24 protein-coding genes are annotated in these 25,652 nt (G+C 73.3%); 10 read left to right on the plus strand and 14 right to left on the minus strand.

Translation table 11 applies throughout. The features are described 5' to 3' along the window. Nucleotides 1-294 precede the first annotated feature (294 nt). The 3 genes from ACIQFU_RS06265 to ACIQFU_RS06275 all read right to left on the minus strand — a co-directional run bounded on the left by ACIQFU_RS06265 (nt 295) and on the right by ACIQFU_RS06275 (nt 3,304). Nucleotides 295-1,488: an aromatic acid exporter family protein gene (locus tag ACIQFU_RS06265; RefSeq protein ID WP_402549386.1), complete on the minus strand. Its 1,194-nt coding sequence runs from the start codon at nt 1,486-1,488 to the stop codon at nt 295-297. A gap of 76 nt (nt 1,489-1,564) precedes the next feature. Continuing rightward, nucleotides 1,565-2,221: an HAD family hydrolase gene (locus ACIQFU_RS06270; RefSeq protein WP_402549387.1), complete on the minus strand. Its 657-nt coding sequence runs from the start codon at nt 2,219-2,221 to the stop codon at nt 1,565-1,567. Nucleotides 2,222-2,272: 51 nt separating this feature from the next. Further along, nucleotides 2,273-3,304, minus strand: coding sequence for a PHP domain-containing protein (locus ACIQFU_RS06275; RefSeq protein WP_402549389.1), 1,032 nt, complete (start codon nt 3,302-3,304; stop codon nt 2,273-2,275). A gap of 159 nt (nt 3,305-3,463) precedes the next feature. Here ACIQFU_RS06275 and ACIQFU_RS06280 point away from each other — a divergent pair, with 159 nt between their 5' ends. Beyond that, nucleotides 3,464-3,700, plus strand: coding sequence for a hypothetical protein (locus ACIQFU_RS06280; RefSeq protein WP_402549390.1), 237 nt, complete (start codon nt 3,464-3,466; stop codon nt 3,698-3,700). A gap of 34 nt (nt 3,701-3,734) precedes the next feature. Here the strand turns inward: ACIQFU_RS06280 and ACIQFU_RS06285 are convergent, their stop codons facing one another. After that, nucleotides 3,735-5,000 carry a ricin-type beta-trefoil lectin domain protein gene (locus tag ACIQFU_RS06285; protein ID WP_402549391.1) on the minus strand — a complete coding sequence of 422 codons (1,266 nt, stop codon included), beginning with the start codon at nt 4,998-5,000 and terminating at the stop codon, nt 3,735-3,737. Between the two features lie 127 nt (nt 5,001-5,127). Beyond that, nucleotides 5,128-5,667: a VanZ family protein gene (locus ACIQFU_RS06290; protein ID WP_402549393.1), complete on the minus strand. Its 540-nt coding sequence runs from the start codon at nt 5,665-5,667 to the stop codon at nt 5,128-5,130. A gap of 218 nt (nt 5,668-5,885) precedes the next feature. Between ACIQFU_RS06290 and ACIQFU_RS06295 the strand changes: the two genes are divergently transcribed. Continuing rightward, nucleotides 5,886-6,233 (plus strand): hypothetical protein, encoded by a 348-nt coding sequence (locus ACIQFU_RS06295; RefSeq protein ID WP_402549395.1) that lies wholly within the window; start codon nt 5,886-5,888, stop codon nt 6,231-6,233. 25 nt (nt 6,234-6,258) lie between these two features. Here the strand turns inward: ACIQFU_RS06295 and ACIQFU_RS06300 are convergent, their stop codons facing one another. After that, nucleotides 6,259-6,942: a DUF4230 domain-containing protein gene (locus tag ACIQFU_RS06300; RefSeq protein WP_402549397.1), complete on the minus strand. Its 684-nt coding sequence runs from the start codon at nt 6,940-6,942 to the stop codon at nt 6,259-6,261. 111 nt (nt 6,943-7,053) lie between these two features. Continuing rightward, nucleotides 7,054-8,922: a tetracycline resistance ribosomal protection protein Otr(A) gene (gene otr(A) / locus ACIQFU_RS06305; RefSeq protein ID WP_402549398.1), complete on the minus strand. Its 1,869-nt coding sequence runs from the start codon at nt 8,920-8,922 to the stop codon at nt 7,054-7,056. Between the two features lie 198 nt (nt 8,923-9,120). Here otr(A) and ACIQFU_RS06310 point away from each other — a divergent pair, with 198 nt between their 5' ends. Then, nucleotides 9,121-10,074, plus strand: coding sequence for a ribose-phosphate diphosphokinase (locus ACIQFU_RS06310; RefSeq protein ID WP_402549400.1), 954 nt, complete (start codon nt 9,121-9,123; stop codon nt 10,072-10,074). Here the strand turns inward: ACIQFU_RS06310 and ACIQFU_RS06315 are convergent. Together ACIQFU_RS06315 and ACIQFU_RS06320 are read right to left on the minus strand one after the other, a co-directional pair. Then, nucleotides 10,040-10,426 (minus strand): anti-sigma factor antagonist, encoded by a 387-nt coding sequence (locus ACIQFU_RS06315; protein WP_402549401.1) that lies wholly within the window; start codon nt 10,424-10,426, stop codon nt 10,040-10,042. The genes ACIQFU_RS06310 and ACIQFU_RS06315 overlap by 35 nt on opposite strands. A gap of 187 nt (nt 10,427-10,613) precedes the next feature. Beyond that, nucleotides 10,614-11,555: an NADP-dependent oxidoreductase gene (locus tag ACIQFU_RS06320; protein WP_402549402.1), complete on the minus strand. Its 942-nt coding sequence runs from the start codon at nt 11,553-11,555 to the stop codon at nt 10,614-10,616. Nucleotides 11,556-11,782: 227 nt separating this feature from the next. Between ACIQFU_RS06320 and ACIQFU_RS06325 the strand changes: the two genes are divergently transcribed. Continuing rightward, nucleotides 11,783-12,178 (plus strand): VOC family protein, encoded by a 396-nt coding sequence (locus ACIQFU_RS06325; protein WP_402549403.1) that lies wholly within the window; start codon nt 11,783-11,785, stop codon nt 12,176-12,178. A 165-nt stretch (nt 12,179-12,343) separates the two neighbouring features. Here ACIQFU_RS06325 and ACIQFU_RS06330 read toward each other — a convergent pair whose 3' ends face one another. Together ACIQFU_RS06330 and ACIQFU_RS06335 are read right to left on the minus strand one after the other, a co-directional pair. Beyond that, entirely contained in the window at nt 12,344-12,649 is a 306-nt protein-coding gene (locus ACIQFU_RS06330) for a DUF4235 domain-containing protein (protein ID WP_402549404.1), read from the minus strand. A gap of 48 nt (nt 12,650-12,697) precedes the next feature. Next, complete coding sequence (locus ACIQFU_RS06335) at nt 12,698-13,720, minus strand: glutathione S-transferase family protein (RefSeq protein ID WP_402549405.1); 1,023 nt, start codon at nt 13,718-13,720, stop codon at nt 12,698-12,700. A 177-nt stretch (nt 13,721-13,897) separates the two neighbouring features. Between ACIQFU_RS06335 and ACIQFU_RS06340 the strand changes: the two genes are divergently transcribed. Beyond that, on the plus strand, nt 13,898-14,914 hold the full coding sequence (locus ACIQFU_RS06340; protein WP_402550013.1) for a cation diffusion facilitator family transporter: 1,017 nt from the start codon (nt 13,898-13,900) through the stop codon (nt 14,912-14,914). Between the two features lie 64 nt (nt 14,915-14,978). Here the strand turns inward: ACIQFU_RS06340 and ACIQFU_RS06345 are convergent, their stop codons facing one another. Then, nucleotides 14,979-15,428, minus strand: a complete 450-nt coding sequence (locus ACIQFU_RS06345) for a nitroreductase family deazaflavin-dependent oxidoreductase (RefSeq protein WP_402549406.1) — start codon at nt 15,426-15,428, stop codon at nt 14,979-14,981. A 381-nt stretch (nt 15,429-15,809) separates the two neighbouring features. Between ACIQFU_RS06345 and ACIQFU_RS06350 the strand changes: the two genes are divergently transcribed. The 4 genes from ACIQFU_RS06350 (at nt 15,810) to ACIQFU_RS06365 (ending at nt 19,019) form a co-directional block, all read left to right on the plus strand. Continuing rightward, entirely contained in the window at nt 15,810-17,132 is a 1,323-nt protein-coding gene (locus tag ACIQFU_RS06350) for a cytochrome P450 (protein WP_402549408.1), read from the plus strand. A 12-nt stretch (nt 17,133-17,144) separates the two neighbouring features. Continuing rightward, a complete protein-coding gene (locus tag ACIQFU_RS06355; protein ID WP_402549410.1) occupies nt 17,145-17,345 on the plus strand; it encodes a ferredoxin in 201 nt (66 codons plus the stop codon). 78 nt (nt 17,346-17,423) lie between these two features. Beyond that, a complete protein-coding gene (locus ACIQFU_RS06360) occupies nt 17,424-17,972 on the plus strand; it encodes a flavoprotein (RefSeq protein ID WP_402549411.1) in 549 nt (182 codons plus the stop codon). 78 nt (nt 17,973-18,050) lie between these two features. Beyond that, the gene (locus ACIQFU_RS06365) at nt 18,051-19,019 is read left to right on the plus strand and encodes an aldo/keto reductase (protein ID WP_402549413.1); all 969 of its coding nucleotides are present in this window, start codon (nt 18,051-18,053) and stop codon (nt 19,017-19,019) included. A gap of 27 nt (nt 19,020-19,046) precedes the next feature. Here the strand turns inward: ACIQFU_RS06365 and ACIQFU_RS06370 are convergent, their stop codons facing one another. Continuing rightward, the gene (locus tag ACIQFU_RS06370) at nt 19,047-19,712 is read right to left on the minus strand and encodes a DUF4232 domain-containing protein (RefSeq protein WP_402549415.1); all 666 of its coding nucleotides are present in this window, start codon (nt 19,710-19,712) and stop codon (nt 19,047-19,049) included. A gap of 149 nt (nt 19,713-19,861) precedes the next feature. Beyond that, complete coding sequence (locus tag ACIQFU_RS06375) at nt 19,862-22,243, minus strand: SpoIIE family protein phosphatase (RefSeq protein ID WP_402549416.1); 2,382 nt, start codon at nt 22,241-22,243, stop codon at nt 19,862-19,864. A 277-nt stretch (nt 22,244-22,520) separates the two neighbouring features. Here ACIQFU_RS06375 and ACIQFU_RS06380 point away from each other — a divergent pair, with 277 nt between their 5' ends. Beyond that, nucleotides 22,521-25,607 (plus strand): glycoside hydrolase family 2 TIM barrel-domain containing protein, encoded by a 3,087-nt coding sequence (locus tag ACIQFU_RS06380; protein ID WP_402549418.1) that lies wholly within the window; start codon nt 22,521-22,523, stop codon nt 25,605-25,607. Nucleotides 25,608-25,652: the final 45 nt, after the last annotated feature.

Consider the following 25,652-nt stretch of genomic DNA (forward strand, 5'->3'; position numbering starts at 1 on the left):
CGCAAGAGGAAGCCCCGACCGCGACGGGGGAATCACGGCCGGGGCGGCTCGACGCGGATACGGATGGCGGTCGCCTCGCGGCGAAAGGCTCCACAGGGCTTCAGCCGAACGATCGTCCCTGTGGGCAATAGGTGAGGCCCGGGGACACTGTCCCATCCGTACCCACGGTCTGTTCAACGGCGAACGACCGGCCGGTGTTCCACCGTCTGTCGCGATTTGGGGTGATGTGCGTCACCGCCCGCGGTGCCGGCACGACGCGGGGTGCCACGCGCGTGGGCTGGGACGACTCGCGCGCTAGAACGACTCGCGGGCCTCCGGCACGATCTCGGCCCACAGGTTCTCCGCCTGCAGCAGCAACGTGCCGAGGACCGCCGTCCGCGCGGCCCCCCGCCCGGCGTGTTCCCGCAGCCCTTCCTGCACCCGTCGGTGCAGTTCCTCCATCGTCTCCTCGGCCGCCGTCTCCGTGTCACCCCCGGCCGGCTCGCCCACCAGCCGGTCCGCCTCCGCGTGACAGGCGTCGCCGATCAGCCGCAGCAGGCGCGCGTACAGGTCGAGGACCGGCCCCTCGGGCGGCTCGGGGGTACGGTGCTCGTCCGCCGCCACGGCCAGCGTCCGGGTCAGCGCGCCGATGTTGGCGGTGACCCTGCTCCAGCGGCGGTCCTCGACCTCCGGCGGCACGGCGGTGGGACCGCGGTGCAGCCGGCGCAGGGGGCCCGAGGTCAGCCGCAGACTCTCCCGGCTCCACGACCGGGCCGAGTAGAGCGCGTCCAGCCGCCGTTCGAGCCGGGCGGCGTCGCTGGACCAGCCGGCCGCGCTCTGCGCGTCCCACTCGGTCTCCCGCAGGTCGGCGGCGACGCGGCACAGGAGGTCGCCCGACTCCCGCGCCAGCGCCGCGAGGTTCTCCCGTACGTCCCTCAGATGGATCGGCGGCAGCACCAGGGCGTTGACGAGCACGCCGATGACCGCGCCGAGCGCCGCCTGCCCCACCCGGTGGCCGACCGCGGCGGCGGACACCGCCGTGCCGGCGGCCAGGACGAACACCGCCGTCGTGGCGGCGTAGATGCCCTGCAGGCCGAAACGGGACCAGTTCGCCACCAGCATCAGCACCGGCAGGGACAGCGCCAGCGCCCCCGTGTTGTCGTCCGTGATCGCTTGCGCCGCCGACGCCACCAGCGCCCCGGCGCAGATCGCCGCGAACTGCTGTCCGGCCTGCCGTACCGAGCTGTAGACGGTGGCCTGCACGAGGACCAGCGCCACCCAGGGCGCCATCAGTGCCATCGGGTCGCCCAGCCACACCCCCGCCACGGCCCAGGCGATCAGCGCCGCGCCCGCGGCCTTGAGCGACTGCACGATCAGGTCGCGTTCGCGTCCCGGTCCCCGCCAGGCGTCCCGCGCGGCCCGTCCGACGGCACATGCCTCCCACCACACCGCGGCCACGGGCCGCCTTCCCCGGAGCGCCTCCCGGAGGCTGTGCGTCACAGCGGGCATGCGGTACCGGCCGTCCGCACGGCGGGCGGACACGTCTCGCGGCGGAACGCCGAGCGCGGGTCCACGGACTCGCGGCTCATGCGAACGGGCTCTCGCGCAGGAAGGCCAGCAGATCGGCAGGGTCGGCATAGACCGCCCCGGCGCCCGCCTCCTCCAGGTCGGCGCGGGGCAGACCGCCGCACAGCACGCCCACGCAACGCACTCCCGCCCGGCTGCCCGCGCGCATGTCCCAAGCGGTGTCGCCGACGAAGACGGAGCGCTCGGCCGGCACCCCGGCCAGTTCCAGGGCGCGCTCGACCGGCTCCGGCGCGGGCTTGCCGGCCGCCACGTCGTCGGCGCTCGCGGTGGCGGCGATCGCGTCGTCCGCGTCGATCGCCCGCCGCAGCGCGCCCAGCTCCGCGCCGCCCGCCGAGGTGGCGAGGACCACCGTCCAGCCGTCACCGGCCAGGCGGCGCAGGAGTTCCCCGGCGCCCGGCAGCGCCGGCAGCCGGTCGAAGTACTGGCCGTACAGCGCCTTGTGGGCGGCGCTCAGCCCGGCGTCCTGGTCCGTGTCCCGGCCCTCGCCCAGCAGATGCGCGATCAGGTCGCTGGAGGCGAGTCCCACCGCCCGGTGGACCGCGTGCATCGGCACCCGGTGACCGGCCTGCCGGAACGCCTCCCACCAGGTCGTCACATGCAGGTGATTGGTGTCGACGAGGGTGCCGTCGACGTCGAACACGGCCGCCCGTTCCATGCACTGTCCCTTTCCGGTCCGCGGACTGTGGATCTCGCACCGAGTACCACGTCAGCGTCCCGCCACTCCGGACGGTGTACGGCCCTCGCGCGTCCAGGCCAGCAGCTCGTCGAGGGACCACGTGGTGACCACGCGCTCCGGCGGCACCCCGCACTCCTCGGCCCGTGCGCAACCGTGGATCTGCCAGTCCAGCTGACCGGGCGCGTGCGCGTCGGTGTCGATCGAGAACAGCACGCCGGCCGCCACGGCCCGGCGCAGCAGCCGCCGCGGCGGGTCGAGCCGCTCCGGACGGCTGTTGATCTCCACGGCCGTGCCGGACTCCGCGCAGGCGGCGAAGACCTCGTCCGCGTCGAACTCCGACTCCGGCCGCCCCCGCCCGGCCAGCAGCCGGCCGGTGCAGTGCCCCAGCACGTCCGCGTGCGGGTCGCGTACGGCGGCGACCATCCGGCGGGTCATCGAGCGGGCGTCCATCCTGAGCTTGGAGTGGACCGACACCACCACCACGTCGAGCCGCTCCAGCAGCTCCGGCTCCTGGTCGAGCGAGCCGTCGTCGAGGATGTCGCACTCGATGCCGGTGAGCAGCCGGAAGGGCGACCAGATCGCGTTGAGCTCCGCCACCACGTCCAGCTGCTCGCGCAGCCGGGCGGGGGAGAGCCCGCGGGCCACCGTCAGCCGTGGCGAGTGGTCGGTCAGGGCCGCCCACTCGTGTCCGAGGGCCGCCGCGGTCCGGCCCATCTCCTCGATCGGGCTGCCGCCGTCGGACCAGTCCGAGTGCAGATGGCAGTCGCCGCGCAACCGCTCCCGCAGCGCCTCGCCGCCCCGGGCGAGCGGGGTGTCCGCCTCTTCCTCCAGTTTCGCGAGGTAGCCGGGCACCTGACCGTCCAGTGCCTCGCGCGCCACCTGCGCCGTCCTGGGCCCGACGCCCTTGAGTGACTCCAGCGAGCCAGCCCGCTCGCGCAGCTCGGCGGCCGGCAGCCCGCCGAGCACGCCGGCCGCGGTGCGAAAGGCGCGGACGCGGTACGTCGGCGCCTGGGCCCGCTCCAGGAGGAACGCGATCCGCTCCAGCGCCTCGACGGGGTCCATCGCCACCTCCTCGTCCGGCCTCGACCGGCCCCCACCCGCCCTGCACCGGCATGTCCAGGGTCACCCAGAGCACCCGGAGCCGCACCACGGGCCGTGCGGTCGTGCCCGGACCGGGGGGGCGGGTCCCCGTTCCCGCGGGTTGCGGCCTACCCTCGATGCATGACCGAGATCGACAGCCCGCACATCGGCAGTCCGCGGATCCTCGTCTTCGGGGTGCACCCGGGCCCGCCCCCGTTCCGGATCGTGGAGATCGACGGCCAGGTGGTCGGTGAGGCCAGGGCCGTCACCGACGTCCTGGAGGCCGCCGCCGCCTTCGGTATCACCGTCCACGACCTGGACGACCCGGAGGTCGTCCGCTGGGTGGGCGGGGACAAGTTCACCTGGACCGCGCACTAGGACGGGTCCGGGCCGCCCCGCCCGGTGCGGAGCCTCAGCCGACCGTCCACTTCTGGTTGGCGCCGCCCGTGCAGGTCCAGATCTGCAGCCGGGTGCCGTTGGCCGAGTTGTTGCCGGTGACGTCGAGGCACTTGTCGGCCTGGGGATTGACGATGTCGCGCGCGGCGGTGACGACCCAGCGCTGGGCGGCACTGCCGTTGCAGTCCCACAGCTGGACGACCGTGCCGTCCGCCGTGCCGCCGGCGTTGACGTCCAGGCACTTGCCGAGCGCCCGGACCGTGCCGTCGGAGCCCACCGTCCACCGCTGGGCCGCGGTGCCGTTGCAGTCGTAGAGCTGTACGGGGGTGCCGTTGGCGGTGTTCGCCGCGGCGACGTCCACGCACTTGCCGGCCAGGCCCCGGATCGCGCCGCCGGCCGGTGAGTCGCCCGTCGTCACCGAGACGTGGTCGACGACCAGGGTCTGCGGGAAGGCCGTGGAGCCGTCCGGGTCGCCCGGCCAGTAGCCGCCGACCGCCAGGTTGAGGATCAGGAAGTACGGCCTGTTGAAGACCCACTGCTTCCCGCCCAGGTCGGCCGGGGTGCGCCGCTGGTAGACGTTGCCGTCCACCGACCAGGTGATCGAGTCGGGCGCCCAGTCGACGGCGAAGGTGTGGAAGGCGTCCGCGAAGGCCTGGCCGCCCGGCAGGCTGTAGCCGGCGCCGATGCCGCCGGAGCCGGAGTAGCCGGGGCCGTGGATGGTGCCGTGCACGGTGGAGGGCTCGAAACCGACGTTCTCCATGATGTCGATCTCGCCGGAGTCCGGCCAGTTCACCGGGGTGCCCAGCATCCAGAAGGCCGGCCACATGCCCTGCCCGCGCGGCACCTTCATCCGTGCCTCGACGTGCCCGTACTGGGCCGTGAACTTGCCCGAGGTGTTCAGCCGGGCGGAGGTGTACTGGCAGGTGCCGTACCAGCACTGGTAGTTGGCCGGGTTCTCCTTGCGGGCGGTGATGACCAGGTGGCCCTGGCCGTCCAGGGCGGCGTTCTTGTTGCCGGAGGTGTAGTACTGCCGCTCATGGTTGTTGACGTTGTCGCCGGTCTCGATCTGCCACTTCGAGGAGTCGACGGCCGCACCGGCCGGGCCGTCGAAGGTGTCGGAGAAGGTCACGGCGGCGGCCGCGGAGGACGAGGCGCCGACGACGCCGGCGGTCCGGGAGGCGTCGTCTTCCGCCTGGGCGGAGCCGGTCACGAGGGACGCGGCCAGTCCGGCGGACAGGGCGGCGGCGAGGAGACATCTGCGGAGCAGGCGTGGGCGGGCCACGGCTCTCCCTTCCGTACGGTGCCCCGCGGGGCACCGACCGAGGTGGGGGTGGGGGTGTGTCGCCTCTTTATTCAAGTAGTGAGATAAGGGCCGGTCAATAGCTTGGTACGGACCGGATGCCGCGCTTTCAAGTACGCGCCCCACGCGCGTGCACCGTGCGGCTCAATCGCCGGCCGAGAAGCAGGTAACCGACCAGCGCGCCGCCCGTGTTGAGGATGACGTCGTCGATGTCGAAGGCCCGCCCGGTGACCAGCGCGCCCTGTGCGGACTCCACCAGCAGCATCACGACGGCCGTCAGCAGCACCACGCGCAGCACCCCGCGCGTGCGCGGGGCGACCACCGGGACCAGTACCCCGAACGGCACTCCGAGCAGAACGTTCCCGCCGATCTGCTTGACGGCGTCGCGCAGCGCGGGCTGGTCCAGATAGGCCCGCAGCGAGCGCCCCGGGTGCAGGTTGGTGTGCGTCAGGGCCTCTGACGCGGGGGAGGGGTGCAGGGTCAGCCGCGCCAGTACCACCGCGAACGCCACCATGAAGACGAACGCGCACGCGGTCGCCAGCAGCCGCAACGGAAGCGCGAGCGTGTGCCGTTCGCGACGTTCGGTCTCCCGCGCCTTGGCGGCGCGGGGGCGCGGCCAAGAACGCGGTCGTGAGGCGGCACGAGCCATGTCGGTCCTCCAGTCGTCAACTTCCCCGCGTGGTAGGGCGGTTACCCGCCGATCCGCCGAGGATGCCCGGCGATTCGCACGACCGGCCGCACCCGCCCCGCCCACCGGCTCACCGTCTCGCGGGCCCCCGCCCCGGTTTTCCCCCGCCCGGCCGGGGCACTCCGGCCGGTGGAGCCGCCGCGCGCCGCCGTCGGCCGCCCCTCGCACTGCCCGACACCATGACGGTGGTTCCCGCCCTTCTGCTGGCCGGGGCCCTCGCCGCCGGCATCGCGCCCGGCTTCGGCGACGCGGTGGCCCACGCCATGAGCGAGGCCACCACCGCCGGGCTGGTCGACACCTCCGTGCACTGGACGCCCCCGGGCGTCGGCCTGGGGCTGCTGTCGACGGCCCTGGCCGTGGCCCTGGCCGCCGCAGCCGTCGCCCGGCCGGGGCTGCTCGCCGCACCCGGCCGGGCGCTGCCGCTGCGCCGGCTGCAGTCCGGGCACATCGGCGACTACGTGGCGTGGCTGCTGGTGGGCACCACCGTGCTCGGAGTGCTGGCCCTCCCGGCGGTCCTGTCCGGGTGAACCGCGCGATGCCCGCGGGTGCGGCTCACGTCCCGTACGTCACCCGCACCTGCTCGAAGCCGAGGGAGGTCAGCAGCCCCCGGAGCATGGCGGTGGTGTTGCCCTCGGCGCGCGCCTTCAGCTCACTGTCCTTCGCCGCGTCGCCGATGTGCCGGGCGGCGAGCTTCTGCACGGCCTGCTCGCCGTTCGGATTGTCCGAGAAGAGGTCGCCGAGCCGGTCGAGCAGCCCGCGCTGCTTGGAGACCGCGTAGGAACGGTCGGGGTCGAGGGCCGGTTCACCGAGTGCCGCGTGCGGCAGCCGCAGCGTGGCCGACGTCCGCTCCCCGTCGACCGTCACGTCGTCCTCGCCCACCTTCCCCAGGTCGACGTAGGCGTCGACGGTGCCCGCCCCGACGTACAGGGTGCGGGTGCCGCGGATCGCGTCGGGCAGAAACTTGGCGTCCTTCTCCAGGTCCACCACGACCTGGAAGTTGCCGGACGCGGCATCGTAGCGGCTGATGTCCTGGACGGACTTCAGCAGCGCGGGACCCGAACGGTCCTGCGTCTCGGAGCCGAACAGGTCCTTCAGACCCGGTAGGACACTCAGCCGCAGCCCCGCGAACAGTACGACGAGCACCAGCACCAGCACGGTCAGCGCCTTGGCCCAGCCGGGCATGCGCCACGCGGGCCGGTCGACGGAACCGGTGGGCTTCTTGACGGGAGTCGTCATGGCGACGGCCCTCCTTCCTACTGACCCGGATGCCCCCCATCTCCCGTGCCAGACAGAGCAGTTGAAACGCGGCACACGGAGAGGGGGGCACACGGGGCGCACGGCGGCGGCTCAGCGCCCCGGCTTCAGCGGACGGTCGGCGGACGGGCGCGAGGACCAGACGGCCTCCCCGCGCGTGAGCCCCGGCAGCCGAAGCTCCGCCTCCCGCGTCCGCCGGGCCGGCAGCTCGCCGGTGACGATCCACGCCGGGTCGCCGCCGGTCGTGCCGGTGAAATCCGCGCCCAGCGACGCCAGCAGGGCCGTCACGGCCGCCAGCGCGTCCGGCGGGACCTCCGCCTCGAAGGCGAGGTACGGCTCGTACAGCACGGTCCCGGCCCGGGCGAGGGCACGGCGCAGCACGATCGGCGTAAGTCCGCGGAAGTCGGCGGCGGTGCTCAGCACGGAGCTGAAGCCGGAACGCACCAGCGTCACCCGGTAGTCGGTGACCGCCGCGCCGGTGAGCCCGGACAGCAGGGTGGCGTAGACCGTTTCCTCGACCGCCTGGTGAAACGCCCGGGGCAGCGCGCCGAGTTCCGTCTCGTACGCGAACACGGCGCCCGAACCGTACGGGCCCGGCTCCACACGCAGCCCGAGCGTCGCCCAGTACCTGGTGCGGTCGAGCCACGGCATCTCCTCCGCGGCCTCACCGGTGCCGGCGGGGCGCTCCAGGAACCGGACGCGGCCCGGCGCGAACTCCGCCTCGATGCCGAACTCCTCGGCCAGCGTCGCGGCGAGCACCTCCATCTGGACCTCGCCGTACAGGAGCAGCGCGGTGGCGCCGGAGGCCGCCGGGCGGGCGTGCAGCAGCGGATCCCGGTCGGCCAGCGCCAGCAGGGCCGAGCGCAACGGCGCCGCCTGCTCCGGACGTGCCGCCCGGACCAGCGTCTGCAGGGTCGGCGGTGCGAACTGCGGTGCGCGGCCGGCCGGTTCGCCGAGCCGGTCGCCGACGCGCAGGCCGCCGGGCACCGTCAGCGCGGCGATGTTCCCGGCGGTGAGCGTGGCGTCCCCGCCGACCACGTCGAGGCGGGTCACCCGGCCGGAGACCTCGGTGCTGCGCCCGTCGGACTCGCGCCGCAGGAACGTCAGCCGCCTGCGCGGGCGCACCTCGCCCTCGTACAGCCTGAGGTAGGCCGTGCGCTCGCCGGTGGGTCCCGGGCGTACGGCGAAGACCGTGCCGCGCGGTTCCGCGGCCCCCGCCGTGCCCGGCGCGGTGGCGGGGACCAGCGCGACCAGGCCCTCGGCCAGCTCCGCGACGCCCTGGCCGCCGAGCGCGGAACCGTGGAACAGCGGGTGGAACGAGCCGTCAGCGGTACGCGAGGCCAGGGCGGCGGCCACCTCCCCGGCGGTCGGCTCGGGGCCGTCCACCAGCGCGGCCAGGATGCCCGGGTCGACCTCGGCGAGCGCCTCCGCCGTCTTCCCGTCGGCCGGGCGGCGAGCGACCCGGGCGTGCCCGGTACCCGCGCCCGTCACCTCGGTCAGCGGCGCCACGTGCGGCGTCAGCAGACGCCGGACGTCGTCGAGCAGGCCGTCGGTGCGCGCGCCGGTCCGGTCGATCTTGTTGACGAACACCAGGGTGGGCAGCCGCAGCCGCCTCAGGGTGCGCATGAGGACGCGGGTCCGCGCCTGTACGCCCTCGACGGCGGACAGCAGCAGCACCGCGCCGTCGAGCACCTCCAGGGCCCGCTCGACCTCCGCGACGAAGTCGGCGTGTCCCGGGGTGTCGATGAGGTTGACCCGCGTGTCACCGACCGTGAAGGCGGCCACGGCGGAGCGGATGGTGATGCCGCGGCGGCGCTCGATGCCGCCGTCGTCGGTGACGGTGTCGCCGGTGTCGACGCTGCCGAGCCGGTCGACGGCGCCGTGGTCGAACAGGAGCCGTTCGGTGAGACTGGTCTTACCGGCGTCGACGTGGGCCAGGATGCCGATGTTCAGGGTGCGCATGCGTGAAGGAGTCCTCGAAAGCCGTGGGCCGGAAGGGGCACTGGGGGTTTCCGAGAAGTCGGCGCATGCGAGGGATCCTGACGTGAGGCGGGAGGGGCCACGGACGGCGCCATCATGGCGCGGGGCCCCGGGCGCGGCGCAACCGGATTTCCGTAAGCTGGGGATCCCGGCCGGACAGGATCACCCGAGGAGCGGTCCGTGCGAGACATCGCCGTGTTCAGCGGTAGTGCCCACCCCGAGCTGGCCGAGGAGGTCTGCGCCCAGCTGGGCGTGCCGCTCAGCCCCACCCGGGTCAGCCGGTTCGCGAACGACTGCCTGGAAGTGCAGCTGATGGCCAACTGCCGCGAGCGGGACGTGTTCCTCCTGCAGCCCCTGGTCAAGCCGGTCCAGGAGCACCTCGTCGAGCTGCTGATGATGTGCGACGCGGCCCGCGGGGCATCGGCCGGCCGCATCACCGTGGTCATGCCGCACTACTCCTACGCCCGCTCCGACAAGAAGGACGCGCCGCGCATCTCGCTGGGCGGGCGCCTGGTGGCCGACCTGCTGGTGGCGGCGGGAGCGAGCCGGGTCCTCGCCATGACCCTGCACTCGCCCCAGGTGCACGGCTTCTTCTCCGTCCCGGTCGACCACCTGCACGCGCTGCGGGAACTCGCCGCGCACTTCCGGCAGTACGACCTCTCCCGCGCCACCGTCGTCTCGCCGGACCTGGGCAACGCCAAGGAGGCCGCCGCGTTCGCCCGGATGCTCGGCGCCCAGGTGGCAGCCGGGGCGAAACAGCGGTACGCCGACGACCGGGTCAGCATCAGCGCGGTGATCGGGGACGTCGCCGGGCGCGACGTCATTGTGCTCGACGACGAGATCGCCAAGGGCAGCACGGTGCTGGAACTCCTGGACCGGCTGCGGGAGGCGGGCCCGCGCACCGTCCGCGTCGCCTGTACGCACGGGCTGTTCGCCGCCGGTGCGCTCGGCCGGCTCAGCGAGCAGCCGGACGTGCTGGAGATCGTGTGCACCAACACCGTGCCGGTGCCGGTGGACGACCACACGGACAAGCTGCGGATCCTGTCCATCGCCCCGGCGCTCGCCGAGGCGGTGCGCCGCATCCACAACGGCGAGTCGGTCAGCGCCCTGTTCGACGCCCGGCCGGCCGGCTGACGCCGAGGGCCTCCTCCAGGGTCGGCCGCGGCGGCAGCAGCCGCCCCAGGCCGGTGATCCGCAGCATGCGCAGGGTCAGCGGGTGGGCGCACACCAGGTGCACCTGACCGCCCTGTTCGAGTACCTGGCTGCGGGCCCGGTAGAGCAGGCGCAGCCCCGAGCAGTCGAAGAACTCGATGCCGCCGAGGTCCAGGACCACCCGGGCGCCGGGGCGCCGTGTCTCCCGGTCAAGGTGCGGGGCGATCTCCGCCGCCGAGGCGATGTCTATCTCGCCCCGGAACTCCAGCACCGTGTGCCCCCGGTGGTGGCGCACCCGTAGGTGCCGGGTGGGCGACGCGGATTCCTGCCGCACGAACCTTGCCTCCAGCCTGTCGCGGCCCGTTCCGGCCTGCTTCCGGGGGCTCAACTACCCAGTCCGCTCGAAAAGTTACCCCGATCGAGCGAGTTTGAGCATGTTCGATTGACATATGTCAGCGAAATCTCATGCCCAAACCCCGCGCGGCCCCGCCGACCCGTCCGCCGGCCGGAGGGCCGAACGGTCAGTCGACCACGAGGACGAGCTTGCCCGTCGTGCGACCGGTCTCGCCCTGCTCGTGCGCGCGCGCCGCCTCCGCCAGCGGGAACGTCCCCGCGATCGTGGCCCGCAACTTCCCCGACTCGACCAGGCGGGCGATCTCCTCCATGCCGGCCCGGTCGGCGTCCACCAGCATCCGCACCGCCCGTACGCCCAGCCGGTCGGCCTCCTCGGGGAACTCGTCCGAGCCGAGCGCCAGGATCGACACCACCACTCCGCCCGGACGCAGCACCCGCAGGGACCGCAGGGACGTGTCGCCGCCGATCGTGTCCAGCACGACGTCGACGTCCTTCACGGCCTCGGCGAAGTCCGTCTCCCGGTAGTCCACGGTCTCGTCCGCCCCGAGCGAGCGCAGGAACTCGTGCTTGCCCGCGCTTGCGGTACCGATCACGTACGCGCCCCGGGCCTTGGCGATCTGCACCGCCGCATGGCCCACACCGCCGGCCGCCGCGTGGATGAGCACCCGCTGTCCCGGCCGCACGTCGGCGCGCTCCACCAGGGCCTGCCACGCCGTGAGCGACACCAGCGGGAGCGCGCCCGCCTGGACGTGGTCGATCCCGTCCGGCTTGCGGGTGAAGGTGCGCGCGGGGGCGGTGACGTACTCCGCGTGGGAACCGTGGCCGAACGGGTAGGACAGCATGCCGAAGACCTCGTCGCCCGGCCGGAACGCGGCGACACCGACCCCCACGGACTCCACCACGCCCGACACGTCCCACCCAAGGACGAACGGCGGCTCGCCGAGGAAGGCGCCGGTGGCCCGGTGCTTCCAGTCGGTTGGGTTCACCCCGGCGGCACGCACCCGCACCAGCACCTCGTTGGGGCGCGGCTCCGGGCGTTCGAGCCGGACCTCCTTCAGGACCTCGGGAGCGCCGAGTACGTCCTGGCTGATGGCGCGCATGGTGTTCATCGGAACCTCGCAACTCGGGGTGGGAACGAAGGACACGGTCTGCAACCCCCGACGTGATCGTGCCATTCCCGGCGCGGACCGGCATCAGGGGCCGGTGCGACCGCCAGGGACGCGAACCGGCGTGACGGCGGGCGCCGCCCCACCGACTGATTCGGCCCGGCCGGGATAGGCGCAAGGTACAGGGCACGGGGCACGGCGCCGCGCGCCCGGAATCCTTCGGAGGAGACATGGCACTGGTCAACGCGGGCGTCGTGGTGCTCGACTGCGCCGAACCCGAACGGCTCGCCGAGTTCTACAAGGGGCTGCTGGGCGCCGAGGAGAGCGACGTGAGCGCCAACCGGATCGAGATCGAGGGCCCCCGCGGCTTCCGCATGGCCTTCCGGCGGGACGGGAACGCCACCCCGCCGAGCTGGCCCCGCCCGGAGAACTCCCTCCAGGTCCACCTGGACTTCGTGGTGGCGGACCTGGACGAGGCCGAGCGCGTGATCGTGGGGCTCGGCGGGCGTCCGGTGGAGGCGAAGGACCCGGTCGGCCCGCACGAGGAGCGCGGCTTCTCCGATCCGGCCGGGCATTCCTTCACCCTCCGCCGGGCCCTCGCACCGACGGCACCCAAGCAGGGCTAGGGGCGCCGTCCGGATCGGGCCGTCTCCGAGTCGCGGTGCCCTGGCAGACGACGACAACGCCCCTGGGGGCACCTCCCGCGCCCTCAGGCAGTGGGGGAGTGCGTGCCGGGCCCCGCGACTCCGGAACGATCCAGACGACACCCCCTGGGTGGGCCTCGGGCGGGGTCAGTCCCGGCCGCCCTTCTCGGCGACCGGCCAGGCACCGGTGGAGCGCTGGATGGCCTTGGCGCCCGTGCGGTCCACGGCGCTGCGCACCGCGGCGAAGATGGCGCCCTGGATCGCCGCGGCCAGCAGGATCTCCCCCCAGCCGCGGTCCGGGTCCAGGGCGTCGGGTGCGTCGTCCTCGTGCCGGATCATCTTCCAGGTCTTCTGGAAGGTGATCCCGGCCAGCGTGCCGCCGAGCCAGCCGAGCGCGAACCCGACGGGCTTGTAGGCGAGGGGGAGCTTCTTCTTCTTCGTCTTCTTCGCCATGGGAGTCTCCTTGCCTCGTGTGTACTGAACGGTCGTGTGCGTAACGGGTCAGGGCCTGCCCCGCACCGGTACCTCCTCGTCGGCCCGGACCGGACCCGGCGGGGTGCCGTCGCCGAACGGACGGCCGCCCAGCTCCTGTCGGTGGTGGGGCGTGAGCCAGCCGGTCAGGTCCGGGCCCATCGGGACGATGCCGGTCGGGTTGACGCCGGTGTGCACCTGGTAGTAGTGGCGCTTGATGTGGTCGAAGTCGACGGTGTCCCCGAATCCGGGCGTCTGGAACAGGTCGCGGACGTACCCCCACAGCACCGGGTTCTCCGTCAGCTTCCAGCGGTTGCACTTGAAGTGGCCGTGGTAGACCGCGTCGAAGCGGACCAGCGTGGTGAACAGCCGGATGTCCGCCTCCGTGAGGGTGTCACCCACCAGGTAGCGCTGCCGTTCCAGCCGGGGCGTCAGCTGTTCGAGCCGTCGGAACACACCCGCGCACGCGGTCTCGTACTCCTCCTGGCCGGTGGCGAAACCCGCCCGGTACACGCCGTTGTTGACGTCCTCGTACACGCCGGCCATCACCGAGTCGATCTCGTCGCGCAGGGCCTGCGGATACAGGTCGGGCGCGCCCGGCCGGTGCAGGGCGGTCCACTCGGTCGCGAGGTCGAGCGTGATCTGCTGGTAGTCGTTGGTGACCAGCGCCCCGCTGGGCACGTCCACCACCGCGGGCACGCTCACCCCGCCCGGGTAGCCGGTCTCCCGCCGGTCGTAGGCCTCGCTGAGGTAGCGGATGCCGAGGACCGGGTCGCGGCCGTCCGGGTCCAGCGTGAAGCGCCAGCTGCGGTCGTCCTGGATCGGGTCGGCGACCGCCAGGGACAGGGCGTCCTCCAGACCGAGCAGACGCCGGGAGACCAGGGCCCGGCTCGCCCACGGACAGGCGCGGCTCACCACCAGCCGGTAGCGGCCGGCCTCCACCGGCCAGCCGTCCCGGCCGTCGGCCGTGATCCGGTCCGCGAAATGGCTCCGGGACCGTTTGAACGCCTTCTTTCCGTAGCCGCTGTTTCCGGGGGTCCCGTCGTCGCCCATGGGCTCTGCCCGCCTTCCCAATCGTTCGAGCCGGTCTGTCCGTGTGACCGCGTCTTCGCGGATCCGTGCGTCTGTGCATCCGTGGGCCCCTGGATCCGTGTGCCCTCCCAGCCGGGCCCTTGTACAGGCGTTCCCCGTTTTCGCCCGTCGGCACTGGTGGCCACCCGCAAGGCGGGTGTGAGTCGCGCCGGCCGGGGCAGTCGGGGCTTCGTGAGTGGGACGGACGGGGAAGAGAAGCCGGGCCGGAAGGCCGACCGCAGGACGCGCGTCACCGTACTCGTGGCGCTGGCGGCCAATCTGGTGATCGCCGTCGCCAAGGCGGTCGGCGGGTTCGTCGCGGGATCGCCCGCGCTGCTGTCGGAGGCGGCCCACTCTGTCGCGGACAGCCTGAACGAGATCTTCCTCCTCGCCGCGCTGCGCCGCAGCCGCCGCCCCGCCGACCGGAAGCACCCCTTCGGCTATGGAAAGGAACGGTTCTTCTGGTCGCTCCTCGCGGCCGTCGGCATCTTCGTCATGGGCGGCTGCTTCTCCTTCTTCCAGGGCGCCGAGGCCCTGCGCAGCGGAGCCGACGAGAGCCTCAGCGGCTACGTGGCCGGCCTGATCGTGCTCGGCATCGCCCTGCTGGCGGAGGGCGGATCCCTGCTGCGGGCCCTGCACCAGGTGCGGGGCCAGGGCGGGCTCGCCGACGGGATGCGGGATCCGGCGCTGCGCACGGTCGTCGCCGAGGACGGCACCGCGGTGCTCGGCGTCACCCTCGCCATGACCGGCATGGCGCTGCACATGGTCACCGGGCAGGTGGTGTGGGAGGCCTGTGCCTCGCTCGCGATCGGCGCCCTGCTCGTCTACGTGGCCTACCGGCTGGGCCGCGAGGCCCGCGACCAGCTGATCGGCGAGGCCGCCGACCCCGAGGCCAGCGGCCGGATCAGGGCGCTGCTGCGGGCCCAGCCGGAGATCGACAGCGTCGAGGCGCTGTTCACCATGAAGACCGGCCTCGACTCGGCCCTGGTGGCCGCCCGCGTCGATCTCGTGCCGGGCCTGGACAGCGAACAGGTGGAGGAGGTCGCCGTGCGCATCAAGAGGTCGATCACGCGCACCGTCCCCGAGGCCCGGCAGGTCTTCCTCGACGTCACGGACCGGCCCGCGCGCGAGGCGGCGGAAAGCCCCGCCGCGACGGGGGAACGCGGCGGGGCCTGAACGACGTGTTCCCGGCAACCGCCGGTCCATGCGCACCGGTCCGGGAAACTTCCGCGCGCCCGGTTCAGCCCGCCTCGGCCGGCTCCAGGACGAAGACCGGGATCTCCCGGTCCGTCTTCTCCTGGTAGTCGGCGTACGACGGGAACGCCGCGACCGCGCGCTCCCACCACTCGGCCTTCTCCGCGCCGGTGACCTCACGGGCCGTCATGTCCCGCTTCACCGGCCCGTCCTGGAGCTCCACCCGGGGATCGGCGGTCACGTTGTGGTACCAGACCGGGTGCTTGGGGGCCCCGCCAAGGGAGGCGACCGCGGCGTAGCGGCCCTCGTGCTCCACACGCATCAGCGGCGTCTTGCGCACCTTGCCGCTCCGCGCGCCCCGGGTGGTCAGCACGATCACCGGCAGGCCGGTGTCCCTCAGGGTCGTGCCCTTGGTGCCGCCCGAGCTCTCGTACAGCTCGACCTGTTCGCGCACCCACTGCGTCGGGCTCGGTTCGTACTCGCCGTCAAGAGGCATGTGCATCCGTCCGTGTTCGTCGTGACGTGAGGCCGGCCGGACCGGTGGAGACCGACGACCGGCGCGTGACCATCCTTACCGCATCCTGCCGCTCGTACCCCGTGACCGCCGCGACATCCGGACGAAACCGCTCCGGCCACCGGTCGTCACGCCGTGCCGCTCGGCCAGTTCCGGAGCGCCGACGGGGCCGCCGGGGGCCCCGATCGCGCCACTCGCGCCGCGGACCCCACCGGCGCACAAGGGGTCCTGCCGCCTCCCACCGGTGATCCCCGGCCAGTCTGCGCCCGCCACCGATCTGGCCGAACTTGTCGTCGCCCCATAGATGCCCGAGGCATCTAATTGAAGATCGGCACGCCGCTCACTTCGTCTGCGAGGTCTTCCATGACGGACACCGACACGACGACGGAAACCGACACGACGACGGACACCGACACGACGACGGAAACCGACACGACGACGGAAACCGACACGACGACGGACACCGGCACGACGGACCCGGACACGGCGGGCGCGGGCACGGCGCACCCCGTGGCCTTCCCGCAGGACCGGACCTGTCCCTACCAGCCGCCCGCCGCCTACGACCCGCTGCGCGCGGCCCGGCCGCTGGCCCGGGTCACGCTCTTCGACGGCCGTCCGGCCTGGCTGGTGACGGGACACGCCACCGCCCGCCGGCTGCTGGCCGACCAGCGCCTGTCGAGCGACCGCACCCGCGACGGCTTCCCCGCCACCTCGGCGCGCCTGGCCGCCGTACGCGGACGCAGGACCGCCCTGCTCGGCGTCGACGATCCCGAACACCGCACGCAGCGCCGGATGGTGCTCCCGGAGTTCACCTTGAAACGTGCCGCCGCCCTGCGCCCGCGCATCCGGCGGATCGTCGACGAACGGCTCGACGCCATGGTCGCGCAGGGGCCGCCCACCGACCTGGTGACGGCCTTCGCGCTGCCCGTGCCCTCGATGGTGATCTGCGCACTGCTCGGAGTGCCCTACGCCGACCACGACTTCTTCGAGGAGCAGTCCCGCCGGCTGCTGCGCGGCCCCCTGCCCGCCGACGCCATGGACGCCCGCGACCGACTGGAGGAGTACCTGGGGGAGTTGGTCGACCGCAAGCGGGCGTCACCCGGCGACGGCCTCCTGGACGACCTGGTCCGGCGGCAACTGAGCGAGGGCGGAATCGACCGGGAGCAGCTGATCTCGCTCGCGGTGATCCTGCTGGTCGCGGGTCACGAGACGACCGCCAACATGATCTCGACGGGCACCTACACCCTGCTGACCAACCCCCGGTCGCTGGCCGAACTGCGGGCGGATCCCGCCCTGCTGCCCGGCGCCGTGGAGGAGCTGATGCGGGTCCTGTCGATCGTGGACGGGCTGCTGCGGACGGCCATCGAGGACATCGAGGTGGACGGGCAGACCGTCCGGGCCGGCGAAGCGCTCGTCTTCGCGACCTCCGTCATCAACCGGGAGGAGTCCGTCTACCCCGACCCGGACGCCCTCGACTGGCACCGACCCGCCCGCCACCACGTCGCCTTCGGATTCGGCATCCACCAGTGCCTCGGGCAGAACCTGGCCCGCGCCGAACTGGAGATCGCCCTGCACGCCCTCTTCGAGCGGCTGCCCGGGCTGCGTCTGGCCGCTCCGGCGCGGGAGATCCCCTTCAAACCCGGCGACACGATCCAGGGGATGCTGGAACTCCCCGTGACCTGGTAGGAGGGTCCGTACATGCGTATCGGCATCGACAAGGACACCTGCATCGGCGCGGGCCAGTGCGCCCTGACCGCCCCCGACGTCTTCACCCAGGACGACGAGGGCTACAGCGCGCTGCGACCCGGCAGGGAGGACGGCGGCGGCAGCGCGCTGGTACGGGAGGCCGCCCGAGCGTGTCCCGTGGGCGCGATCACCGTGTCGGAGCGGGTGGGCTGAGCCCGGCACCCGCCTCCCGTCCCGCACCTCGCCCCGGCCCGACGCCGGCGTCCGACGCCCGTTGAGTAGGGTTCCGGGGTGAGCGAACAGGCGGAAAGTGACAGTGTCGCGAGGCCCTTCCTCTACGTCGTCGTCTGCGCCGCGGGCGTGGCCGAGGACGTCGGCCGGCTGATCGACGCGGCGCGGGAACGCGGCTGGGAGGTCGGGGTCCTGGCGACACCGGTCGCCATGGGCGGCTTCTTCGACGCGGCCGCCGTCGAGGCGCGCACCGGCCGCCCGGTCCGCTCGGCCTGGCGCACGCCGGGCGATCCGCGGCCCTTCCCGGCGCCCGACGCCGTCGTGGTCGCGCCCGCCACCTTCAACACGATCAACAAGTGGGCCGCGGGCCTGGCCGACACCCTTGCCGTGGCCACCCTGTGCGAGGCGAGCGGCCTCGGTGTGCCCGTCGCCGTCCTGCCCTGCGTGGCCGACGCGCTGGCCTCCCACCCGGCGTACGGGCAGAGCCTGGCCCGGCTGCGCGGCATGGGCGTGCGCTTCGGCGACCCGTACACCGGGGACGCGGGGGAGGACGGCGGCCGCCCCGAGTTCGGCTGGGAGAGCGCCCTGGACCTGCTCGGACCGCGCTGACCCGGACGGGGTTCGAGCCCGCACGAAGACGTACGCTCGCCCTGGTAACGACGACCGGCGAAGACGGGAGCGGCAACGATGCAGTACGTGAAGCTCGGTTCGACGGGCCTGGACGTGTCGCGGATCTGCCTGGGCTGCATGACCTACGGCGTCCCCGACCGGGGCACGCACGGGTGGACCCTCGACGAGGAGGCCTCGCGCCCGCTGATCCGGCAGGCACTGGACGCCGGGATCACCTTCTTCGACACGGCCAACGTCTACTCCGACGGCACCAGCGAGGAGATCGTCGGCAAGGCGCTCGGCGACTTCGCGCGCCGGGACGACATCGTGCTCGCGACCAAGGTGAACGGCCGGATGCGCCCCGGGCCGAACGGCGCGGGGCTCTCCCGCAAGGCGATCACAACCGAGATCGAGCACAGCCTGCGGCGCCTGGGCACCGACTACGTCGACCTCTACCAGATCCACCGCTTCGACCCGCACACTCCGGTCGAGGAGACCATGGAGGCCCTGCACGACCTGGTGAAGTCGGGCAAGGTCCGCTACATCGGGGCCAGTTCGATGTACGCCTGGCAGTTCTCCAAGATGCAGTACACCGCCGAGCGGCACGGCTGGACGAAGTTCGTGTCCATGCAGAACCACTACAACCTCGTCTACCGCGAGGAGGAGCGCGAGATGCTGCCCCTCTGCGCGGACCAGGGCGTCGGCGTGCTGCCCTGGAGCCCGCTCGCCCGCGGCCGCCTCACCCGCGACTGGGACACCGCCACCGAGCGCAGCGCCACCGACGACTTCGGCAGCACCCTCTACCAGGAGGCGGACCGCGCCGTGGTCGAGGTGGTCACCCGCATCGCCGGCGAACGCGGCGTCCCGCGCGCCCAGGTGGCCCTGGCGTGGCTGCTGCACCGGGACACGGTGACCGCGCCCATCGTCGGCGCCTCCAGGCCGGGCCACCTCGAGGACGCCGTGGCGGCGGTCGAACTGACCCTCACCGAGAAGGAGACCGAGGAGCTGGAGCGGCCCTACGCGCCGCACCCGATCGCCGGTCACTGAGTCCGGGACCGCACGGGCACCGGCGTCTCAGGGACCGGTGCCCGCCTCCAGGGCGGTGACGGACACCGACGACGCGTTGCCGCCGACCGGGACCTCACCGGCCGTCCACTTCACCTTCAGGGGCTCCCGCTCGTCCGGCGGGGTGACGAGCAGCGCCGCCGGAGTGGCCGTACGGGCGCCGCTGATCTGCGGACTGGAGAACGACAGCCCGGCCCACGCGCTCCTGCCCGGCGTCAGCGTGACCGTCTCGGGGGAGCCAGGCGCACGCCCGGGGTCAGGACCCAGATGCTTGCCGGCCGCGTCCACGAAGGCGGCGCCGGGATAGCCGTACACCGTGCAGGTGCGCTCCGAGGTGTTGGTCAGCACGACGGGGAAGTTGCGCTGACCGGCTCCCGGATCCACGCGGCCGACGGCGGCCCGCAGTTCGGAGGTGTGGCAGCGGCCGTCGCTGCGGGCCGAGGCGGAGCCCGAGCCCGCGGTGTCGCTGGGCGCGGCCCCGGCCGTCGGGGTGGTGTCGTCGGGCGTCGCGGAGCCGCCGCCCGGCTCGGCACTGCTGCCGGGGGTGGCCGTGCCGGGCTCGGGGGTACCGCTGGACGTGGCGCTCTCGCTGCCGCACGCGCTCAGCAGACCGAGCAACGCGACCCCGCTCGCGAACAGGGCCGCCCGGCGTACCGGCCGGGACGTGTCAGCCATGGCCTCTCCCCACTCCCGTCGGATTCCCGCGCACGGCCCCGGCGCCCGGCACCGTGTGCTCCGTACCGCCGAGTGTCCCGTCGCGCGGTCCGGGAAACGAGGGGGCGCGCTCCGCGTCGAGGCGGGGCACAGGACGAGGCGCGCCCCGCTCACGTCTCGTCGTCGAGGAGTCCCAGCTCCGCCCAGATCGTCTTGCCCTCTGCCGTGTGCCGGCTGCCCCAGCGCTGGGTGAGCTGGGCCACGAGGAGCAGGCCGCGCCCGCCCTCGTCCCAGGTCCTGGCCCGGCGCAGATGCGGCGCGGTGTGACTGGTGTCGGAGACCTCGCAGATCAGCGTGGCCGTGTCGTGGATCAGCCGGAGCCGGATCGGCGGGGAGCCGTAGCGGATGGCGTTGGTGACCAGCTCGCTCACGACCAGCTCGGCGGTGAAGGTCGCCTCCAGCAGGCCCCAGTCGGAGAGCCGGTCCAGGACCTGCTTGCGTACCGGGGCGACCAGTGCGGGGTCGGCGGGGATGTCCCAGGTGGCGACCTGTCCGGCGGGCAGTCCCCGGGTCCGGGCCAGCAGCAGGGCCACGTCGTCGGCGGCGCTGCCCGCGGGCAGGAGGGTGTGCAGTACCCGGTCGCAGGCGGTGTCCAGGGAGTCGGCGGGGGTGGCCAGCGCCTCGCGCAGCAGTGCCTGGCCGGCGTCGGTGTCCCGGTCCCGGCTCTCGACCAGACCGTCGGTGTACAGCGCCAGCACGCTGCCCTCCCGCAGCTCCAGCTCGGCCGACTCGAACGGCAGCCCGCCCACGCCCAGCGGCGGCCCCGAGGGCAGTTCGACCTGCTCGGGCGGGCCGTCCGGCGGGATCAGCACGGGCGCCGGGTGCCCGGCCCGGGCCATGGCGCAGTGCCGTGAGACCGGGTCGTACACCACGTACAGACACGTCGCGCCCACCTCGCCCGCCCGGTCGTCGCCGGACTCCTCGGACAGCCGCACCACCAGGTCGTCGAGGTGGGTGAGCAGTTCCTCGGGCGTCAGGTCGATGTCGGCGAGGGTGCGCACGGCGGTGCGCAGCCGGCCCATGGTGGCCGAGGCCGGGATGCCGTGGCCGACGACGTCCCCGACGACCATGGCGACACGCATCCCGGACAGCGGGATGACGTCGAACCAGTCGCCGCCGACGCCCGAGCGGGCCGCGGGAAGATAGCGGGAGGCCGCCTGCACCGCGGCCGTGGGCGGCAGCCACCGGGGCAGCAGGCTGCGCTGCAGCGTCAGGGTGGCCTCGCGCTCGCGCGAGTAGCGGCGGGCGTTGTCGATGCAGACGGCGGCACGGGCACTGACCTCCTCGGCCAGCAGCACGTCGTCGTGCGTGAACGGGTCGGGACGCCGGAACCGGGTGAAGACCGCGACACCGAGGGTGGTGCCGCGGGCCTGGAGCGGCACCGACATCGTGGAGTGGATGCCGTACTCCTTCACCCGCCGCAGACGGGCGGGGTCCCACCGCAGCCAGCGTTCGAGGTCGCCGTAGGCCTCTGCGGCCACGATCGCCTGGCCCGAGAGCAGGCACTCGGCCTGGGGAGAGCCGGCCGGGTAGACGTCCAGCTCTCCGGTCGCGGCCACCGCCTGCGGGCAGTCCGCGGTGACCGACCGGTGCGCCGTGCGGCGCAGGGCGACCGGCGGTTCGACCACGGTGGCGGGCTCACCGCCGTGCTCGTGCGGGTCGAGCAGGTCGACGCTGACGAAGTCGGCGAGCGCCGGGACGCAGACATCCGCCAGCTCCTGCGCCGTACGGGTGACGTCGAGGGTGGTGCCGATGCGCACGCTGGCCTCGTTGACCAGTTGCAGCCGCTCCCGGGCGCGGCGCTGCTCGGTGAAGTCGTGGGCGCTCACGCACACGCCGCACACCCGGCCGTCGGCGTCGGTGAGCGGCGCGATACGGGCGTTCCACGCGTGGGCACGGTTCTTGCCGACGGCCTTGAGGCGGGCTTCCATGTCGTGCCGGCGGCCGGAGGCCAGCACCTGCCGCATCCGCCGTTCCAGCTCCGTGTTCTGCGGCCGGCCGCTGATGTCGGTGGCCCGCAGACCGCGCACGTGCTCGGGCGGGAGCCCCAGCAGCCGCGCCATGGCGTCGTTGACCCTGCGCAGCCGAAGCCGGTCGTCGAAGATCATCATGGCGCAGGGCGACTGGGTGAGGGCCGCTCTGACCAGCGGGTCGTCCTCCGGCTCGGGGCCGGACTCCAGCGGGGTGACGGCCAGCCACGTGGCCGGGGCGTCGTCGGCGCCCGGCCTGCGGTGGGCGAGCACCCACACCGACACGGTGTGCCCGTCGCGGTGGCGCAGGGCCAGGGTGCCGCTCCACTGCTCGTCGTCGCGTCCGGGAGGTGGTCCGTCGCGGCCGTCCGCGAGCAGGTCCGCGGCGGGGCGCCCCACCACTTCGTCGGCCGGGTGCCCGAGCAGCAGACGGGCTCCCTCGTTCCACTCCCGCAAGGTGCCGGCGCCGTCGACGACGGCGCGGGCCGTGGCGGCATCGTCGAACGGGTTGACCGGACTCATCGTCGCCACTCCATTGCGCACACTCACAGTGATCAGCGCGTCACCTTGTTCCCAGCCTAGTGGGTCCGGGCCCAGCGCGGACCCGAACCCACCGGGCCCACGGAGCCCGCCCACCGCGCACGTCACCGGACGGTCCGGGCGGCGCCGGGTAGAAAGTGCTTTCCGTGCCCTTGACGGGCGCGTATGGCGCGACGTCAGAATCTGTTTGTTCGCGATCGCTTGTGAGTGCTTCTGATTTCCGATGAGCCCCGACGAGTTCTGCTGAGGGAGACCCGCCATGTCGGTCACGCGTAGATCGGTTCTGATCGCCTCCGCCGCCGCGCCCGCGGCCGGGGCGGCCCTCGCCGCTCCCTCGGCCCGGGCCGCGGAGGCCACCGGCGGCTCCGCGGGCCGCAGCACCGTGGCCCTGCGCGACGGCTGGCGCTTCTGGCTGGTGGACCCCGACGGAGCGGCCGAGGACGCCACGGACGCCGCCGATCCCGCCCACGACGACTCGGCGTGGCGCGAGGTCGCCGTCCCGCACGACTGGAGCATCGAGCAGACGCCCACCACCGAGCACGGCACCACCAGCGGCACCGGGTTCCTGCCGGGCGGCCTCGGCTGGTACCGCCTCGCCTTCACGCTGCCGCGCGAGTTCGCGGGGAAGCGGATATCGGTCGAGTTCGACGGTGTCTACATGGACGCCCGCGTCCACTGCAACGGCCGGGAGGCCGGCCACCACCCCTACGGCTACACCGGCTTCGCCCTCGACCTCACCGACCTGGTGCACACCGACGGCCGCACCGAGAACGTCCTCGCCGTCCAGGTGCGCAACCGGCTGCCCAGCAGCCGCTGGTACTCCGGCAGCGGCATCTACCGCGAGGCCCGCCTCGTCGTCACCGAACCGGTGCACGTACGGCGCTGGGGCACGTACGTCACCACGCCCCGGGTGAGCGAGGACAGCGCCGTCGTCCGCGTGGAGACGTCGGTGCTGAACGCCTCCGGCAGCGCGCGCCAGGTCGAGATCCGGTCGGCGGTCGAGGACGCCGACGGCCGCACCGTGGCCCGCACCGCCTCCACGGTGGACGTCGCCGAAGCGGCGGGCGAGACCCAGGAACTCACCGTCGCGCACCCGCGGCGGTGGGACTTCGCCGACCCGCACCGCTACACCCTGCGCACCGAACTGCGCGTCGGCGGCCGGACCGTCGACACGTACCGCACCCCCTTCGGCATCCGCACCTTCCACGTCGACCCCGACGAGGGCTTCCACCTCAACGGCAGGTACGCCAAGATCAAGGGCGTCGACCTGCACCACGACCTCGGGGCGCTCGGCGCCGCCGTCAGCATCGACGCGATCCGCCGCCAGATGGCCGTCATGAAGTCGATGGGCGTCAACGCCTTCCGCACCTCGCACAACCCGCCCTCGCCCGAGATGACCGAGGTCTGCGAGGAGATGGGCATCATCATGCTGGTGGAGGCCTTCGACTGCTGGCGCACCGGCAAGAACCGCTACGACTACGGCCGGTTCTTCGACGAGTGGTGCGAGCGGGACGCCACCGAGATGGTGCTCGCGGCCCGCAACTCGCCCGCCGTCGTCATGTGGTCCATCGGCAACGAGGTCCCCGACTCCACGTCCACCGCCGGACTCGCCATGGCCGACCGGATCATCGACGCCATCCGCGCGGCCGACGGCACCCGCCCGCTGGTCATCGGCTCCGACAAGTACCGGCAACTGCCCGCCAGGGGCTCCGCCGCCGATCTCATGCTGGCCAAGCTGGACGGACTCGGCCTCAACTACAACACCGCCAAGTCGGTGGACGCCCTGCACGCGGCCTACCCGCACCTGTTCCTCTTCGAGTCCGAGTCTTCCTCCGAGACCTCCACGCGCGGCACCTACCAGGAGCCGGAACACCTGAACACCGGCGAGAACCACACCCCGGGAGGGCGGGCCACCTCGTCCTACGACAACAACCTCGCCTCCTGGACCATGAGCGGCGAGTACGGCCACAAGAAGGACCGGGACCGCAAGTGGTTCGCCGGGCAGTTCCTGTGGTCCGGCATCGACTACATCGGAGAGCCCACGCCGTACGACGTCTTCCCGGTCAAGGCCTCCTTCTTCGGCGCGGTCGACACGGCCGGCTTCCCGAAGGACATGTACCACCTGTTCCGCAGCCAGTGGACGGACGAGCCCATGGTCCACCTGCTGCCGGCGACGTGGAACCACCGCGAGGGCGACACGGTCGAGGTCTGGGCCTACACCAACGCCGACACCGTCGAGCTGTACCTGAACGGGAAGTCCCTCGGTACCCGCCGCTTCGACCGGAAGAAGACCGTCGACGGGCGGGCCTACCTGGAGACCACCGAGGCCACCGGCGACGACAAGACCTTCACCGACGGCCCCCACCCCGGCAGTTACACCAGCCCGAACGGCAGCGCGGGCAAGCTGCACCTGACCTGGAGGGTGCCCTTCGCGGCGGGCGAGCTGAAGGCCGTCGCCCGGCGCGACGGCAGGACGGTCGCCACCGACGTCCTGCGCACCGCCGGGACCCCGCACGCCCTGCGCCTCGCCCCGGACCGGAGGACCGTCGACGCCGACGGCCGCGCCCTCGTCTTCGTGACCGCCGAGGTGGTCGACCGGCACGGTGTGGTGGTGCCCGGCGCCGAGCACCTGATCTCCTTCGAGGTCACGGGCGGCTCACTGGCCGGAGTCGACAACGGCCGTCAGGAGAGCGCCGAGCGCTACCAGGCGAGCACCCGCACCGCCTTCCACGGCAAGGCGCTCGTGATCGTCCGGTCCGGCACCCGGCCGGGCACGGTACGGGTCACGGCCCGCGCGGACGGGCTGCGCACCGGCACGGCGACGGTCCGCGCCCGGCGCGCCCAGGACCGGGCGACCACACCCGCCCCGGAGTTCCGCCCCGAGCACCCCGCTCCCGTGGACCACCCGCACGCGGACGCCGGCTACTCCGGGCGGCCCGACACCCTGCCCGCCGCCGTGCTCGACGGCGACCCGGCCACCGGCTGGTCCAACGGCTTCCACAAGGCGGCCACCGCCCTGCTGCCCGCCTTCGAGGGGGCACGCGCCGAGGACTGGATCTCGGTCGACCACGGACGCACGCGCTCCTACGACCGCGTCGAGGTCTCCTTCACCACGGACGACGGGCACAGCCTGCCCGCGGCCGTCGAGGTCGCCGTCTGGGACGGCCGTGCATGGCGTACGGCGGAGCGGACACGGACCGACTGGGCCACCGCCTCCGACACGCCCACGGTCGTCACCTTCGCGCCGCTGCGCGGCTCCCGGATCCGCCTCACGCTGACCAGCCGGCACCCCGGCGAGGCGCGGGGAGCGATCCGCGTCAGCCGCCTGGAGGCGCCCGCCGCCTGAGCCGCCGGCACGTCGCCGCGGACGGGACCGGTCCGAAACCGGTCC

It is taken from the genome of Streptomyces sp. NPDC093065, assembly GCF_044754585.1.
In the GTDB taxonomy this organism is placed as follows: Bacteria; Actinomycetota; Actinomycetes; order Streptomycetales; family Streptomycetaceae; genus Streptomyces.

Bases quoted from the DNA above. Each gene is read 5' to 3' on its own strand.
- ACIQFU_RS06265 (WP_402549386.1), bottom strand. From the start codon at position 1,488: ATGCCCGCTGTGACGCACAGCCTCCGGGAGGCGCTCCGGGGAAGGCGG.
- ACIQFU_RS06270 (WP_402549387.1), bottom strand. From the start codon at position 2,221: ATGGAACGGGCGGCCGTGTTCGACGTCGACGGCACCCTCGTCGACACC.
- ACIQFU_RS06275 (WP_402549389.1), bottom strand. From the start codon at position 3,304: ATGGACCCCGTCGAGGCGCTGGAGCGGATCGCGTTCCTCCTGGAGCGG.
- ACIQFU_RS06280 (WP_402549390.1), top strand. From the start codon at position 3,464: ATGACCGAGATCGACAGCCCGCACATCGGCAGTCCGCGGATCCTCGTC.
- ACIQFU_RS06290 (WP_402549393.1), bottom strand. From the start codon at position 5,667: ATGGCTCGTGCCGCCTCACGACCGCGTTCTTGGCCGCGCCCCCGCGCC.
- ACIQFU_RS06295 (WP_402549395.1), top strand. From the start codon at position 5,886: ATGACGGTGGTTCCCGCCCTTCTGCTGGCCGGGGCCCTCGCCGCCGGC.
- ACIQFU_RS06300 (WP_402549397.1), bottom strand. From the start codon at position 6,942: ATGACGACTCCCGTCAAGAAGCCCACCGGTTCCGTCGACCGGCCCGCG.
- ACIQFU_RS06320 (WP_402549402.1), bottom strand. From the start codon at position 11,555: ATGAACACCATGCGCGCCATCAGCCAGGACGTACTCGGCGCTCCCGAG.
- ACIQFU_RS06325 (WP_402549403.1), top strand. From the start codon at position 11,783: ATGGCACTGGTCAACGCGGGCGTCGTGGTGCTCGACTGCGCCGAACCC.
- ACIQFU_RS06330 (WP_402549404.1), bottom strand. From the start codon at position 12,649: ATGGCGAAGAAGACGAAGAAGAAGAAGCTCCCCCTCGCCTACAAGCCC.
- ACIQFU_RS06335 (WP_402549405.1), bottom strand. From the start codon at position 13,720: ATGGGCGACGACGGGACCCCCGGAAACAGCGGCTACGGAAAGAAGGCG.
- ACIQFU_RS06345 (WP_402549406.1), bottom strand. From the start codon at position 15,428: ATGCCTCTTGACGGCGAGTACGAACCGAGCCCGACGCAGTGGGTGCGC.
- ACIQFU_RS06350 (WP_402549408.1), top strand. From the start codon at position 15,810: ATGACGGACACCGACACGACGACGGAAACCGACACGACGACGGACACC.
- ACIQFU_RS06355 (WP_402549410.1), top strand. From the start codon at position 17,145: ATGCGTATCGGCATCGACAAGGACACCTGCATCGGCGCGGGCCAGTGC.
- ACIQFU_RS06365 (WP_402549413.1), top strand. From the start codon at position 18,051: ATGCAGTACGTGAAGCTCGGTTCGACGGGCCTGGACGTGTCGCGGATC.
- ACIQFU_RS06370 (WP_402549415.1), bottom strand. From the start codon at position 19,712: ATGGCTGACACGTCCCGGCCGGTACGCCGGGCGGCCCTGTTCGCGAGC.
- ACIQFU_RS06375 (WP_402549416.1), bottom strand. From the start codon at position 22,243: ATGAGTCCGGTCAACCCGTTCGACGATGCCGCCACGGCCCGCGCCGTC.
- ACIQFU_RS06380 (WP_402549418.1), top strand. From the start codon at position 22,521: ATGTCGGTCACGCGTAGATCGGTTCTGATCGCCTCCGCCGCCGCGCCC.